At 40.8% G+C, this 14,247-nt stretch carries 17 protein-coding genes; 4 read left to right on the plus strand and 13 right to left on the minus strand.

The genetic code is table 11. From position 1 onward, the window contains the following. Positions 1 to 307: 307 nt before the first annotated feature. From MKY71_RS14205 to MKY71_RS14235, 7 genes are all read right to left on the minus strand, one after another. Positions 308 to 703 carry a VOC family protein gene (locus MKY71_RS14205; protein ID WP_339195738.1) on the minus strand — a complete coding sequence of 132 codons (396 nt, stop codon included), beginning with the start codon at positions 701 to 703 and terminating at the stop codon, positions 308 to 310. Positions 704 to 820: 117 nt separating this feature from the next. Next, on the minus strand, positions 821 to 2,758 hold the full coding sequence (locus MKY71_RS14210) for a methyl-accepting chemotaxis protein (RefSeq protein WP_340733046.1): 1,938 nt from the start codon (positions 2,756 to 2,758) through the stop codon (positions 821 to 823). 605 nt (positions 2,759 to 3,363) lie between these two features. Continuing rightward, a complete protein-coding gene (locus MKY71_RS14215; protein ID WP_079524304.1) occupies positions 3,364 to 3,834 on the minus strand; it encodes an S-ribosylhomocysteine lyase in 471 nt (156 codons plus the stop codon). Positions 3,835 to 3,849: 15 nt separating this feature from the next. Next, a complete protein-coding gene (locus tag MKY71_RS14220; RefSeq protein ID WP_340733048.1) occupies positions 3,850 to 4,572 on the minus strand; it encodes an amino acid ABC transporter ATP-binding protein in 723 nt (240 codons plus the stop codon). A gap of 54 nt (positions 4,573 to 4,626) precedes the next feature. After that, on the minus strand, positions 4,627 to 5,286 hold the full coding sequence (locus MKY71_RS14225; RefSeq protein WP_339173084.1) for an amino acid ABC transporter permease: 660 nt from the start codon (positions 5,284 to 5,286) through the stop codon (positions 4,627 to 4,629). A 62-nt stretch (positions 5,287 to 5,348) separates the two neighbouring features. Beyond that, a complete protein-coding gene (locus MKY71_RS14230; protein ID WP_339173086.1) occupies positions 5,349 to 6,149 on the minus strand; it encodes a transporter substrate-binding domain-containing protein in 801 nt (266 codons plus the stop codon). Between the two features lie 247 nt (positions 6,150 to 6,396). Then, positions 6,397 to 7,134, minus strand: coding sequence for an SDR family NAD(P)-dependent oxidoreductase (locus MKY71_RS14235; RefSeq protein ID WP_340733050.1), 738 nt, complete (start codon positions 7,132 to 7,134; stop codon positions 6,397 to 6,399). Between the two features lie 83 nt (positions 7,135 to 7,217). On the opposite strand from MKY71_RS14235, the gene MKY71_RS14240 reads away from it, so the two are divergent. Then, positions 7,218 to 7,457: a hypothetical protein gene (locus MKY71_RS14240; protein WP_340733051.1), complete on the plus strand. Its 240-nt coding sequence runs from the start codon at positions 7,218 to 7,220 to the stop codon at positions 7,455 to 7,457. A gap of 201 nt (positions 7,458 to 7,658) precedes the next feature. Then, positions 7,659 to 8,111, plus strand: coding sequence for a HEAT repeat domain-containing protein (locus MKY71_RS14245; protein ID WP_340733052.1), 453 nt, complete (start codon positions 7,659 to 7,661; stop codon positions 8,109 to 8,111). Positions 8,112 to 8,194: 83 nt separating this feature from the next. Here MKY71_RS14245 and MKY71_RS14250 read toward each other — a convergent pair whose 3' ends face one another. Continuing rightward, positions 8,195 to 8,599 (minus strand): DUF2512 family protein, encoded by a 405-nt coding sequence (locus tag MKY71_RS14250; RefSeq protein ID WP_339173090.1) that lies wholly within the window; start codon positions 8,597 to 8,599, stop codon positions 8,195 to 8,197. A gap of 174 nt (positions 8,600 to 8,773) precedes the next feature. On the opposite strand from MKY71_RS14250, the gene MKY71_RS14255 reads away from it, so the two are divergent. Continuing rightward, positions 8,774 to 9,154: a PH domain-containing protein gene (locus MKY71_RS14255; protein ID WP_339195763.1), complete on the plus strand. Its 381-nt coding sequence runs from the start codon at positions 8,774 to 8,776 to the stop codon at positions 9,152 to 9,154. Between the two features lie 446 nt (positions 9,155 to 9,600). After that, positions 9,601 to 9,876: a CC/Se motif family (seleno)protein gene (locus tag MKY71_RS14260; protein WP_340733053.1), complete on the plus strand. Its 276-nt coding sequence runs from the start codon at positions 9,601 to 9,603 to the stop codon at positions 9,874 to 9,876. Here MKY71_RS14260 and MKY71_RS14265 read toward each other — a convergent pair. The 5 genes from MKY71_RS14265 to tnpC all read right to left on the minus strand — a co-directional run bounded on the left by MKY71_RS14265 (position 9,873) and on the right by tnpC (position 14,233). Next, complete coding sequence (locus MKY71_RS14265) at positions 9,873 to 10,493, minus strand: NAD(P)-dependent oxidoreductase (protein ID WP_340733054.1); 621 nt, start codon at positions 10,491 to 10,493, stop codon at positions 9,873 to 9,875. The genes MKY71_RS14260 and MKY71_RS14265 overlap by 4 nt on opposite strands. A gap of 75 nt (positions 10,494 to 10,568) precedes the next feature. Continuing rightward, positions 10,569 to 10,883, minus strand: coding sequence for an excinuclease (locus MKY71_RS14270; protein WP_339173101.1), 315 nt, complete (start codon positions 10,881 to 10,883; stop codon positions 10,569 to 10,571). A gap of 97 nt (positions 10,884 to 10,980) precedes the next feature. Then, complete coding sequence (locus MKY71_RS14275; protein WP_339173103.1) at positions 10,981 to 11,193, minus strand: phosphoglycerate mutase; 213 nt, start codon at positions 11,191 to 11,193, stop codon at positions 10,981 to 10,983. Between the two features lie 92 nt (positions 11,194 to 11,285). Continuing rightward, positions 11,286 to 12,449 carry an endonuclease gene (locus tag MKY71_RS14280; RefSeq protein WP_340733055.1) on the minus strand — a complete coding sequence of 388 codons (1,164 nt, stop codon included), beginning with the start codon at positions 12,447 to 12,449 and terminating at the stop codon, positions 11,286 to 11,288. A 221-nt stretch (positions 12,450 to 12,670) separates the two neighbouring features. After that, positions 12,671 to 14,233, minus strand: coding sequence for an IS66 family transposase (gene tnpC, locus MKY71_RS14285; protein WP_340732393.1), 1,563 nt, complete (start codon positions 14,231 to 14,233; stop codon positions 12,671 to 12,673). Positions 14,234 to 14,247: the final 14 nt, after the last annotated feature.

Raw genomic sequence — 14,247 nt, forward strand, 5'->3', positions numbered from 1 at the left:
AGAAGAATTGGTGCGGATATTAGAACTTTCGCGGGTTATATTAGAACAATTTATTTATATAGAACTGTTTTCACCGGCTTACCGATTTTATTAGAAGATTTGAGCGTTTATTAGAACATCCGGGCAGGATATTTGAAGATCAGTGGACGATATTAGAACATATGACAGACTTATTAGAACAACCGATACTTATATTAGAACATCTCACTTTTATTAGAAGATTTTAAAATATATTAGAACAACTCAGACCTTTATTAGAAAATGAAAAGCCGGGTATCAATCAACGCATGACACCCGGCTCATTTCATTAAGCTAAATTAATCTGCCATGACACGCCGTAACGGTCATTGAGCCAGCCGAACTTCTTACTGAACCCGTAATCCCCGATTGGCATTAGCGGATGGCCGCCTTCAAGCAGTTTTTCATACAGATAGTCGGTTTCCTCTTCTGTATCACATGTAATAAAAATAGAAAATGACGGTGTGAAGTCAAATTCATGTTTCAAATTACTGTCAATGCACATAAATTCCTGGCCTTTAATCGAAAAAGTCGCTTGCATGACTGTTCCTTCGTCTCCGCCTTCATTTGCTCCATAGCGGACAATGCTCGTAATTTCCGCGTCCTCGATCACGGATGTGTAGAAGTTCATTGCTTCTTCTGCAACACCGCCTTGAAACATTAAAAATGGTTTTGCGCTTTTCATTGTACCCTTCCCCTTCTGAAATCAAATTTACTCCACTTCAATTTAGCCTATTTTAACCTTTTCCGCGAACTTTTCTACCTATTTAAAGGCATCTCCCAACTAGAAGATGCCTTTTGTTTAATATTTAAATTTCGCGATAACGAGCTGTAATTCCTGTGCCAGTTCCGTTAAAGCTTGTGCTGATGATGAAATTTCTTCAATGGCGATGAGCTGCTGTTCCGAAGATGCGGCTACTTCTTCTGAAATCGCAGCATTGTCTTGCGCAAATAATGCCATTTCTTTTACGCTGGAAGATGTTTCGAGAATCGACGCAGACACTTGCTGTGCTGTTGCCGATACTTCCTCTATTTGCGGTGTTACTTGCTCCATGCTTTCGATAATCGTAGAGAACTTCGCCAATGCTTCGTTGGAAACTTCCACACCGTTTTCTACTTCGTGCGAAATGCGGTCCATAATCGAGACCGTATTTCCCGTGTCATTCTGAATTGCTGAAATGATTTCATAAATATCCTTCGTTGACTGATGGGACTGGTTTGCCAGTTGTTTCACTTCATTGGCGACAACCGCAAAACCTTTCCCGTGTTCGCCTGCTCGTGCCGCTTCAATCGAGGCATTTAATGAAAGCAAGTTTGTCTGTTCAGCAATTCCTGTAATAATATTTAAAATCGAATTTACCTGTTTTGAACGTTCATTTAATGACTGGATCGTTTGATGGGATGCAATGACCGACTGATGGATCGATTTCATCTGATTGACGATATTTTCAACAGACTGACCGCCATCATAGGCCTGTTTCGTCGTTTCGTTTGTCAGGGCTGAAACTTGCGCCGAGTAATTCGCGATTTGTACCGCACCCTCCGTTATTTCCTCGAATGCATGGACACTTGTATCGACACTGTCCTTTTGCTTTTCCGCGCTTACCGATACTTGCTGAATCGAAGTAGAAACTTCCTGTGTCACAGCAGTCGTCTCTTCAGAGTTCGCCGACAACTGTTCTGCTGAGGCAGCGACAAGTTCCGCATTTTGCTCAATTTTTTGGATGAGGGATTTCAGGCTTTCCTGCATATCCGCGAACGCTTGTCCCAACTGTCCAATTTCGTCAGTCGTTTTCACTTCAATCGTTTGCGTCAGATCGCCGTCACTGATCATCATCGCTTTTTCTTTTAATTCCGCAATCGGTTTAATAATCGAACGGATCAGAATAAAGATGAATAGCACACCGACAATAACCGTTATTATAATAACGATAATGGTTGCTTTAACAATCGGGGCTGCGGCATCATCAATTTCCTGAAGATACATGTTGCCGCCTAATTTCCAGCCCGTCAGTTCATTCGTAATAAAGCGGACTACTTTTTCATCACCGAAATAATCGTACTCAATCATACTTGCGTCATTATTGTAAAATACTTCGTAAAACGATTCACCTAAGGCAGTACCTGTCTCCTCTTCCGGGTGAACGATATATTCTCCGTTTCTATCAAGCAGTACTGCATAGCCCTCTTCACCGACATTAATCTGGCCTGTAATTTCGGCAATATGGCTCAATTTCAAGTTAATACCGACTACCCCGCCGGCAACGCTTTTCGAAATTGTTACAACTACATTATTACTGCTCGTAGAAATGTAGGGATCTGAAATTACCGCCTGTCCATTGTTGGCGATGGCATCCTGATACCAGGCGCGGTCCGTAACATCAAAGTCTTTATCCATTGCCATGTACGGCGCAATTGTCACCGATCCATCTCCTCTGCCAAGAAAGGCTGATTCCACGTCTCCGTTCAGTTCAACATATTGATTCAAGATTTTTTCAATCTCTTCACTGCTTCGGATTTCGTTCGATAAAAAGTCGACATTCTCCATTTTATCTTCCATTAAACTGTTAATCGTTGTATTGAGTAATCCTAAGTTTTTGTCGATCGTATTGTAATACTCTTCCTTGATAGTACCTTTTGCTATAAATGCGGCAGTCGCACCAATCGCAATGGATGGTACTAATAAAAATAATGCAAATGCAAATATGAGTTTTGGTTTGAGATTTTTAAAGTTAAACAAATTACATGTTCCTTCCTTATTAAGTTTGTAAAATGTATTTCATTTTTTGCAGACTGTTTCTTAAATCATCCTTTCAAGTAATTACTAAAGACTCGTTCAGTTTTATAAAATTCCCATGAAATAATACTCACTAAAATAAACAAAATTCAGATACAAATTTCCTATGTCAGTATACAATTTTCCTTTCATTAAATAAAATAGTGAAAAAGAATACGTTACATTCCTGAAATTCATAGGTCGGGTTCGGGTTGCTGGTTTTATTAGAAGATTAGGGATGGATATTAGAAGAGTTAGATCGGTTATTAGAACTTTGGCGGGGTTTATTAGAATAACCCGAGTTAGGTGGATGCTTTTCCGGTTGCCTGGGGGCGGTTTTGGATTTTATTAGAACAGTTGGGACATATATTAGAACTTCGGGGAAAGTATTCGAACTTCTGCGGGGGATATTAGAACAACTGGAGGACTTATTAGCACATCTATCCGTTATATTAGAAGATCGCACTTTTATTAGAAGTTTCCAAGATATATTAGAACAATTTGACCTTTTATTAGAACATTAAAAAGCCTCCCGCGAGATTACGCTCACAGGAGACTTGCTTCATCAATTATTCACCGAACACGATATGCCACTCAGCGCGGCCGGCTAAAAATTCTTCAGCCAATGCTTTTGCGCCTTCCAAGCTATGGCTTGCTGCCCAGCCGCATTGCACTTCATTACATGCCGGAACAGACTCTGCCTTCAGCACATCTTGCAACGTATTTTCGATAATTGTTAAGACACCGTCATAGTCATTGTAGTTCAGTAATGCCAAGTAGAAGCCTGTTTGACAGCCCATCGGTGATAAATCAACGACATCTTCACTATGATTGCGGATACGGTCAGCCATTAAATGCTCTAAAGAGTGCAATGACGGCATTTCCATATGTGCTTTGTTCGGCTGTTTGAAGCGGATATCGTATTTTGTTACGACATCGCCTTTCGCTCCTGTTTTCGTACCGGCAAGTCGTACGTATGGTGCCACTACTTTCGTATGGTCTAAATCAAAGCTCTCTACATTCGTTTTCTCTGTTGTCATGTTGAATCCCCCTAGTTAGATAAATTGCATAGATTTGATAAATTGTTGAATCCGATCATTGTTGTTCGCTGTAAAGAAGTTTTCGGTTACGCCGTCATAGCCGATTTCACCGTTTTCCAGAAATAAAATCCGGTCTGCCACTTCGCGCGCAAAATTCAGGTTGTGCGTCACGATAATCATCGACTTGCCTTCTTCGGCCAAATTTTTCAGCACCTTCAGCACTTCCCCCTCAAGCTCGGGATCCAGTGCACTCGTCGGCTCATCGAACAGTAAAAACTGAGGCTCCATTGCCAATGCCCGTGCGATGGCGACACGCTGCTGCTGCCCGCCGGAAAGTTGTGATGGGTACTGGTCCGTTTTATGGCTCAGGCCAACCTTCTCCAATAATTGCTGTGCCTTTTGTCTTGCGGCCGCTTTGTCTTTTCTTAAAACGGTAACCGGCCCTTCCATCACATTTTCAAGCACTTTCATATGCGGGAACAGATTGAAGCTTTGGAATACCATCGCCGTATTTTGGCGAATCGAAAGCAGGTTCTTTTGGGAAATCGGCTTACTCAGATCCACTGTCTGGTTGCCGACTGTCAAAATTCCCTTTTCAGGTCGCTCCAATAAATTGATACAGCGCAGCAGCGTTGATTTCCCTGAACCGGATGGACCTAAAATAACCGTTGTTTCGCCTTCATGAAATGTTAAATTGATATTTTTTAATGCCTCGTTCTCACCAAAGAATTTCGACATTTGCTGAAATTGTACGATAATAAGCCCTCCCTTCTAGCGCTTCATTTGCCACTCTTACACATACTTCGATGCGTATTTTTCCAGGCGGCTTTGAATGACCATCAGAATACTAATGAAAATTAAATAGATGACCGCACAAAGTGAATAAATCATAAGCGGCTCATATGTACGTGCGGTAATTTGCTGTCCGACCATGAATAGATCGGCAAGTGTGATACTTGCAACTAAAGATGTCCCTTTCACCAAATCGATAAAATCATTGGCCACTGACGGCAATGAAATTCGGACGGTCTGCGGTGCGATTACTCGTCGCATCATTTGCCAGTACGTCATCCCGAGAGATTCCGCTGCTTCCCATTGTCCTTTTGGAATAGCCAAAATCGAAGCCCGGATCGATTCGGATGCATAGGCACCTGTATTCAGTGAGAAAGTAATAATCGCCGCTGTCCATGCATCAAGGGTAATCCCCACTTTCGGAAGCCCGAAGAATACGATAAACAATGTCACCAATAGTGGCGTACCACGGAATACCCAGACATACGTACCGAAAATCCAGCGCAATACTTTGTAGTTCGAGATTCTCGCCAGTGCCGTTACGACTGCGATGACTAATGCGATGGCAAAGGCAATGAGCGATAGCGGAATGGTAACAAGAAGTCCTGCTTTTAAAATCGGCCAGATCGAGTTCAGTAATATATCCATTTCTCTACTCATCCACTAACACCCCTTTCTAAAGTTCAATCCATGTAAAAAAGGCCGCCGAAACGACCTTTCCATTAGTTGTTTGAAATAACATTTTCACCAAAATATTTTTCCGAAATTGCTTCGAATGTACCGTCTTCTGTACGTTCTTTAATAATTTCATTTAACTTCTCACGGAACTCATCGTTTTCTTTATTTAAAATTAATGCGATATCAGTTGAATTGATCGCACCGTCCAGCACTTTCAATTTTGTATCCGGCTGTTCCTGCAAGTATGTCAGGAATGTCACGCGGTCATGGATTGTTCCATCTGCACGGCCTTGTACAACAAGCTCGATTGAACTCATCAAATCATTTGTTGCAACAACTTCTGCACCAAGCGCTTCTGCATCGCGGGCAAAGTTACTTGTAATTGTTTGTGAAGATTTTTTGCCGTCCATGTCAGCCGGCTCTTTAATTTCCGTGTTGTCTGTATGTACCGCAACAACCGCTTCTGATTTCATATACGGCGTTGAGAAATCGTACTTTTCTTTACGCTCATCTGTAATCGATACATTGTTAATAACGAAATCGTATTTATCCGTATCTAAACCTGCAATCAATGAATCCCATTTTGTTTCCACATATTCTGCTTCAACACCAAGGTCTTTTGCGATTTGATCAGCAATTTCATATTCAAAGCCAGTTAGTGCACCTGATTCATCATGGAAGCTGAATGGAGGAAATGTTCCTTCAAGACCGATTTGAATTTTGCCATCTGCCTGGATTTCCTCTAATTTATTTTTTGCCTCGCTTGCGTTTTCCTCTGTTTTATCGCCACCGCATGCTGCTAAAACAAGTGCTGATAATGTAACGATTGATAATAATTTTTTCATGCTAAATGCCTCCACTATTAATCCCTAGTTATTTAATACGTTTTATATTATAACAGGGTAATTATAAAAACAATCTTTATTTTCTGAACTATTTTTAAATTTAGAACTATTAGTTAATAACAGCTAGAAATCTTGTAAATTGCAGATAAAAAATGCCAATTTCCTTAATTGGAAATTGACATGAATATGTTATTAATGGAAATGGCGCTGTTCCTTCTTGCAGGAAAGCGCCATTAGGGTTCATCTATTATTCTTCATAAATCATTTTCTTCGTCATGCCGCCATCGATTGTCAGATCCGTTCCGGTAATAAAATCATTCTCCGGATTCGCTAAATACAGACAGGCACGGGCAATATCATCCGGTTTGCCGACACGGTTGGAAAAATGCTGGTTATGGTCGACCGGTCTAAGGGCATCATAATCCCCTGTTTCAATCCAGCCCGGTGAAATGCTGTTTACTGTAATGTTCAGCTCACTGAACGAACTTGCCAATGCATGTGTCAGGGCGAGGATCCCGCCTTTTGATGCCGCATAGCTTTCGGAATTCGGTTCGGACATGACCGCACGCGTTGAAGCGAGATTGATGATCGCTCCGCCATTGTTCATCCGCTTTGCCGCTTCACGCGAGCATAAAAAGACACTGCGCAAATTCGTATTGATGACGTCATCCCAGTCTTCGAGCGATAATTCCAGCGGAGAAATCCATTTTCCTTTTCCCGCATTATTGATCAGAATATGAATCTCGCCAAAACGGGCTGCTGCCATATCCATCAATTGACGCACGCTCTCTTCACTGCGCACATCCGTCTCAGCAAAAATGGCGGAGTAGCCTTCTTTTTGAAGTTCGCCTGCCAGCTGGACACCTAAGTCGTGTCCAATATCTGCGATGACAACGTTGGCTCCGGCCATAGCAAAATGGGTTGCGACGGCGCGCCCGATTCCTTGCGCGGCCCCTGTTACGATTACGGTTTTATTTTGGAACATTGGTTGAACTCCTCCTTTGTCTATTGCTTAGTAAGAGTTTAACTGAAATGGGCTGAGATTTCGTGTTTGAGGTTGCGGGGGGGTTGGTTTTATTAGAAAAGTTCGGGTACTTATTAGAAGAGATGGGTCGGTTATTAGAACATCGGGGTGCTTTATTAGAAAATCTTGGTTTGCCGGGCATTTTTGAGGGGAAAGCTCTGTTTTTTTGGCTTGCTTGCACGCGGGTGCGGGTTTTATTAGAAAAGTTTGGGTACTTATTAGAAGAGTTATACTGGATATTAGAACATTTGCGTGCTTTATTTGAATATTGGAGCACTTATTAGAAAAAATAAGATTTATATTAGAACATCTTACTTTTATTAGAACATTTTTTAGGATATTAGAACAATGGAGAACTTTATTAGAAAATCAGCCTCACTGCCATCGGATCCGCAATCTACTAGAACGAGTAATTGCCTCGCTTTCATGCTATAATAGACGGAGCGGATCATTGCTAGTAAGGCAATGACAAAGGAGATAAAATAATGAGTCAACAAAATCAAGAATCAGCACAACAATTACCTGAGAACTTCAGTGAATTAAAGAAGGCCGTAAATCGTACAGCAGACTGGGAAGCACGTTTAGAAGCAGTTCAGGAACTTGCGAAAATTAAAGCGGATGAATCAATCAAAATATTGCAATATGTGGCAAAAGCGGATTTAGTAACGAAAGTTCGTGATGCTGCTGCGAAACAATTAAAGAAAATGGGTCAGCAAGTTGAGCCGTCGGAAGCACCTAAAGGCGAATTATTTAAAGACTTGCGCAAAATTTTCAAACGTATTAAGAAGAGCTTACCTGCGGACCATACGTACGAAGACTTCAAAGTGAAATTAGAAAAAATGCGTATCGATATTTACAACACATACGAAGGCGAAAAAGGCGCACAGTTTGACGCTTGGCTGAAAGATATGTGGGAAACAACGACAACTCGAAAATAAAGCCATTGAACACGGATTAATTTCCGTGTTTTTATTATGTAAAAATAGCGCTCTCCTTATTGGAAAGCGCTACTACAAAACTATTAATATTCTCTTTGAGCATCTGTTGCATCGGCTCGATCAAATACATGTCGATCAATATATTTGTGGAAGAACCATTCCCCTAAACCAATGACTACAGCGGATACAATCGCTGCTGCTACAATACTTTCACTGTTTTCAGCAAAGCTTAGCCCCATAAAGTAAATAACAATCGCTGCTAGAAGTACATCCGATAACGTTGCGACGATATTTCTTTTATCCTGATCTGCGCGGGCACCGGCATTTTGGAAAATTCCTAAATCCCCTACAACATAAGCCAAAAGTGTTAACACTAAACTGATTACTAAAGTATCGCTAAATGCGAAATCAAAAATCCCTGCAAGAATAATACCTAAAACCGCCGCAATCATCACAAATTTAATAACCAAAGCTTTCAAGTGATTCATATAGAATACCTCCTTTAAATTTGGTATACAGCATTAATACCCAACTCACATATTTTTACTCATTTTAATAGAAAATTGTCAAAATTAATATTTTGGTATAAACTCAATCGTTTTTAAGTATATCTTTTAACGCAATGGTAAAAATATTGGAGATAAACAGATGAGGTGATTAGAGTGGGTATTTTTGATGGGTTGATGGGCAATGCAAGTGAATTGAAGCCAGAAGATGTTCAAAAAGAGGTAGCCGAAATTATTACGAGTAATGAAGTGGTCCAGCACGCTTTTAGAGTAATTCGCGATACGTTTATTTTTACAAACAAACGCTTGATCCTCGTTGATAAGCAAGGGATGACCGGCAAGAAAACGGAGTACATGTCCATTCCGTATAAAAGCATTACGAATTTTTCGATTGAAACAGCCGGAACATTCGATTTGGATGCAGAGCTGAAAATTTGGATTTCGGGCAATAGTGTTCCTCTGCAAAAGAAGTTTAACAAAGCGACAAATATTTATGCGGTGCAGCGCGTTTTGGCTGAAAATATTTTGTCTTCATAAAGCCTAAAACGAACGAGTGCGAATCGTTCGTTTTTTGTTTCTTTTATATTTTGGGATTTATGATATGGTGGATATTAGAAGATTTTGAATATGTATATATAATTGTGTAAAAGTGAAAAGTCATATCAATTCCTGGGTAAATGTATTGTGCGACCAAAACATTAGGAGGAATTAATATGACTCAAATTAATCTTAACCTAAACTTAGAAGAAATTGAAGCAGCGATACTTGAATCGAATATGGTGGATATTAGAAGATTTTTCGCTATATTAGAACATCACTGAGGTTTATTAGAACATCCGCCGCACATATTTGAACATCGGGAACACTTATTAGAAGATTGTACATATATATTAGAAGATCGCAGTTTTATTAGAACATTTTTAAGTTTATTAGAACATTAAACCGTGATATTAGAACTTTTCTACGAAAGCGAGGAACCTTTCATGCAAATCGAACTCGATGTAAATACGAAAAAATGGATGCAGTCTAAAGGCAAGCCTGTTTCCGTAAAAACTATTTCGGTGAACGCTTGCTGCGCCCCGCCCGTCCAGGAATTGATGACCCATTTAGGAAAGCCGAAAGACGTGCACAACTATAAGGAATTCCAAATCGACAACCTGTCCATTTATGTTGAGAAAAACCTGTCACATAATGAAAAAATGACATTGAAGCTTACAGGCATCGGCATTTTCAAAATGATTTCAGCTAAATTAGGTTAGTACGCAATCCCTACACGTGCTTTTATAAAGTCGCCGCTTTGCAATAAACTATAGGCAAAGTCTGCGGTATCCGGGACTGAAATTTGGCTTCCGTCTACCGGCAATAAATCTCGTTCTGTCCGGTAGTTCCCGAGCCGTTCCCCGTCAGGCAAATAGGTAGGGCAGACAATTGTCCAGTCAAGTCCCGACTGCTCCAGCAACTCATACACTTTATGATGTTCTTCTGCAGCGCGAGTGATTTTCCGCTTTGACTCACTAGACTGGTAGCGCAACAGTTCAGGACTTACGCGACTTTGCAGTATGCCGGCAGTTCCGATTGTGATGACCCGTTTAACCCCTTCCTTTTTCATCGCATCGATAATGAACGGCATGCTTTCTGTCAGCGTCGTTCCGCCATCAGTATTCAGTGCACTCATTACCACATCTGCCCCATGCATCGCCTGCTCAATACTTTCCTTATTAAGCACATTCCCTTGGACAACCGTTAAATTGTGATGCTCGATTTGGATTTTCTCGGGTGTGCGAACGAGAACCGTTACATGATGGTTGTCCTGAAGCGCGTTCTTAACTAAATGACTTCCGACCCGGCCTGTTGCGCCTAAAATTAATAACTTCATTTGTAAAACCTACCTTTTCAAAATAAAATAAACAGTCGGTCCCGTATTCCCGGTCCCCACTGTCTGTTTTAGAATTTACCCCTCAATGTAATTCGCTTCCAAGCCGCGCGCTACTTCCTTCGTCTTATCCATTACTGCCGGGTGTGATACGGCAACATAGAGTTCGTTCTCGTAAAAACGGAATGGAATTTCCAGACCTTCTATTTGCCACATAAAGAAGTAGCCGTTAATCTTCATATTAACGCCGTCTTGAGTGACACTGTAGTAATCTCTATAGACAAAATCCGATTTTGTCGCAAAGAAGTTTTGGCATTCCTGCAGGCTAAGCGTCGGGTTCCCTTCTTGGTCATGACGTGTAATTTTATATCGTGTATTCATTTTTGTATTCATTAAAAAATCTCCTTTAAAAGCCATCTATCGTTTCATTATAGTTGGTTGCCGTCGTTAAGGCAAAAGACTGGATTTCAGACCGCTCCAAGTCCTTCCATTACCTTGTATCATAATTTATGTTCACTTTCAGTTCATTTAAGTCCTTAGCAATTTTGGATATTAATCTATGTAACTCTTCATTTTCAGAAGGGGTGAAGGTTTCGCCACTGCGTTCCCGTAAAACCACCGCTTGATTAATGAGTCTTAAACACGTTTTAATCAACGCCAAATCCTTTTCGATCGCCTCTTTACTTATGTCTATTTCGCCCATTTATAACACTCCCTTCCACAAATTATATAACATGAAGCAGAAAAAAACTCCCCTTTACTCAATTTACTTAAAGGGGAGTGTTGTTTGTTATTTTATTCCCAAATAGCTGATGCCCACTCGGGATGATCAATAAAGGGATTGCGGTTGTGCTGATAATCTGTATAAATTATTTCATTTCTGTTCCGTTCGAAATTGTCGACCGGGTCTTGTTTGTGCCACTGAAGCAGCACCGAGAGTTTTCCGTGGTAAGGCGCTGTGCCGTTGTTCACTTTATTGTTCAGTTCCAAATCCACTTCCCCGCTGTCCCCTTCATAGCGAACTGCCATATAAAACAGCATGCGCGCGACATCACCTTTCACACTGTCTCTTGGTTCCCATGAATCGGAGTCATAATAGTTTCCGGATGCTTCTGAATGTTCGTTCCCGCCGTTGTCAAAATCAAGATTGCTTCTCGTACTGTTGACACTGACATCGGTTGGACGTAAATGGTGCAAGTCTGTCCCCGCACCCATTGATGTGCCAAACCCACCGTGGGATTTTGCCCAAACATGCTCGCGGTTCCAGTCATTCGCATTTCCGCCGTTTGACATTTTGCTTTGAGAACGCCCTGTGTAAAGAAGGATAACATTGTTCGGATTGTTCGGATCCTCATCTGTTTCGCGAAGGGCTGTCCACACATTGGCGTACGAAATTTCTGTATGATCATCAATAATATTATGCAAAGCTGTTTTTAAAGCAGCACCCGTTTTTCCGATTGCCGCATCATAATAGCCATCTGTTGATGGATTCGGTTCCGGTGTGACCGGATTTCCTCCTACCATCGTAAAGGCAGTTCCATCTTTTAATCCTGGATGTGAAAAGTAGGCTGATAGAGACCCTGTTATTTTAATGCTTTTTCCCATTAAAGAAGGGTTGGATTTTAAGCCGTAAGAAGTGCGGAAAGAGGTTGGTATTTGGACATAGATCATTTTAGCGGTATTCGTTTCGTTCGCACTGTCCGCTAGGGCCAATGCATAGTCATTTGGAAAATTGCTTTTTAGGACGGTCGTTGTTGCTGTCGGTTGACCTACGATATAGCCTTGAACTGTTTTTACGGAGTTATTTTGATTGCTGATTGCCTGTGAAACCGAGTATGGTGCCGACGATGAACCGTCCCCGGTAGCTGCATTTGTGACAGTGGATTGAAGAGGTAAAATTAAAATGAAAACAATGAGTACCCAAGAAAACTGAAGACGTAAATTTCGATTTTTAAGCATTATTCTCCTCCTAGACATTCAATTTATGGTCAATCAGCAAAGGCTAACCAACTTCCTTTTATAATATCATAATTTTGTTAATATTCTGTAAAAATGTGACGGAAAATGGATATATTCATAATTTACTTGTTAAGAAGTAAGCCCGAAATATAAAAAATAGCGCACCTTCACGGTACGCACGACGAACGGCCAGCTAACTGAAATTTTTTTCAGTTAGCTGGCTATTTTGCACATGTGGCTTGAATATTTTCTGACCATGGCATGTAATTATGTAAAATCTCAGGTTGTTGATGAAACGATATATTAGGTAATTCCGTCATCAGCTTTACCAAGTACTGATAAAAATCAATTCCGTTTGCTTTGGCCGTTTCAGCCAAACTCAAACAAATGGCATTCGCATTAGCACCTGCTTCACTCACGGAGAAGAGCCAGTTTTTGCGACCAATGACATTTGGACGAATGGCATTTTCAGCGGGATTGTTATCAATGGCGACATACCCATTTTCAAGGAAAACCTTTAACTCCGATGAACGGCTTAATGTATATTCAGCTGCTTTCGCAATGGCATTTTTACCGAAGAAAGGCGAACGATCAATCCAATCCATAAATTCATCGACGATCGGTTTTGCTTCCTGTTGGCGAACTTGCACGCGCTCTTCCGGTGAAAGATGTTTGATTTTTCGTTCGATATGAAACAGCCGATCGCAATACTGCACGCCTATTCGTCCATTTTTACTATCGGCTTTTAGCCAATAACGGCGTACGTGAGCCCAACAGTTGGCGAATTGAACATGAGGTAATTGACCGTAAGCTGAATACCCATCACAGATCACAGTGCCTTTGAATCCCTTAATTAAATCTTCTAATACAGCGCGCCCTCGAGAAAGAGCGCTCTTAAATAGAACGATAATGGGACCTTCACTTTGTACACTGCGACATACCCAGTTATAAGCGTTTGATTGAGCTGGCTTTCCATCTGAACGCTTAATTATTTGTGCATAGGTTTCATCTATATGCAACACAGATTTTGCCGTTAATAATTGGTTCATCAAATTATAAAGCGGTTGAAGCCAATCCTCTGCCACACGTATTACCCAATTGGATAGATTTTTATCATTTGTATGTAGTCCATGGCGCTCCCATTCATTTACCTGACGGTAAAGAGGTAAGTACTGGATAAACTTATCGTAGATAAGCTTTGCCAAAACAGTAGGACCGGCAATGCTTCTTTGGATTGGACCTTGCGGTGCTTTACCTCGTTTAATTTGAGCTTTTAGTAGGGCATCGTTTTTACACGTTTTGCACTCATACACATGTTCAAAATGTTGCACACGCTTCAGGGAGGCTGGAATAAATTTTGCCTCTTCACGTATCAACGTTGAACTGAACTCTACCATCTCCCCAAGACAGCAGTCACAAGCTAAGTTGGCTGGGTGATGATGAATTTCTTCAATTTCTATATCCTCATGAAACGAGTCATTTCGTTTTTTATTTGTCTTTTTACGAGTAACCGTATAACTAACCGTTTCGGTGCTTTGTTCTTCTGTTTGCTCAGGTTCGTTAAAAGACGGATCGTCTTCAAATAATGAGCCTTGTCCATCTGGTGCTTGATACTTTGATTTTTCTGATTTAGAACCGTATAAAGCTTTTGTTAATTGGCGAATTTGTTCAGTCAATGCTTCAATTTGTTTGGTTAAATTTTTATTTTGTTCTTTTGTGTAGGCTAATTGTTCTTCCAATAATTGAATCACTTTTTCATTTGAAGCGTTTCCCAAATCATTCACCACATTTCGTTCAA

The organism is Solibacillus sp. FSL W7-1324 (assembly GCF_038008025.1).
GTDB lineage: Bacteria > Bacillota > Bacilli > Bacillales_A > Planococcaceae > Solibacillus.

Excerpts from the sequence above, each read along its gene's own strand:
- MKY71_RS14205 (WP_339195738.1), bottom strand. The coding sequence starts at position 703 with ATGAAAAGCGCAAAACCATTTTTAATGTTTCAAGGCGGTGTTGCAGAA.
- MKY71_RS14215 (WP_079524304.1), bottom strand. The coding sequence starts at position 3,834 with ATGACAACAGAGAAAACGAATGTAGAGAGCTTTGATTTAGACCATACG.
- MKY71_RS14220 (WP_340733048.1), bottom strand. The coding sequence starts at position 4,572 with ATGTCGAAATTCTTTGGTGAGAACGAGGCATTAAAAAATATCAATTTA.
- MKY71_RS14225 (WP_339173084.1), bottom strand. The coding sequence starts at position 5,286 with ATGAGTAGAGAAATGGATATATTACTGAACTCGATCTGGCCGATTTTA.
- MKY71_RS14230 (WP_339173086.1), bottom strand. The coding sequence starts at position 6,149 with ATGAAAAAATTATTATCAATCGTTACATTATCAGCACTTGTTTTAGCA.
- MKY71_RS14235 (WP_340733050.1), bottom strand. The coding sequence starts at position 7,134 with ATGTTCCAAAATAAAACCGTAATCGTAACAGGGGCCGCGCAAGGAATC.
- MKY71_RS14245 (WP_340733052.1), top strand. The coding sequence starts at position 7,659 with ATGAGTCAACAAAATCAAGAATCAGCACAACAATTACCTGAGAACTTC.
- MKY71_RS14250 (WP_339173090.1), bottom strand. The coding sequence starts at position 8,599 with ATGAATCACTTGAAAGCTTTGGTTATTAAATTTGTGATGATTGCGGCG.
- MKY71_RS14260 (WP_340733053.1), top strand. The coding sequence starts at position 9,601 with ATGCAAATCGAACTCGATGTAAATACGAAAAAATGGATGCAGTCTAAA.
- MKY71_RS14265 (WP_340733054.1), bottom strand. The coding sequence starts at position 10,493 with ATGAAGTTATTAATTTTAGGCGCAACAGGCCGGGTCGGAAGTCATTTA.
- MKY71_RS14270 (WP_339173101.1), bottom strand. The coding sequence starts at position 10,883 with ATGAATACAAAAATGAATACACGATATAAAATTACACGTCATGACCAA.
- MKY71_RS14275 (WP_339173103.1), bottom strand. The coding sequence starts at position 11,193 with ATGGGCGAAATAGACATAAGTAAAGAGGCGATCGAAAAGGATTTGGCG.
- MKY71_RS14280 (WP_340733055.1), bottom strand. The coding sequence starts at position 12,449 with ATGCTTAAAAATCGAAATTTACGTCTTCAGTTTTCTTGGGTACTCATT.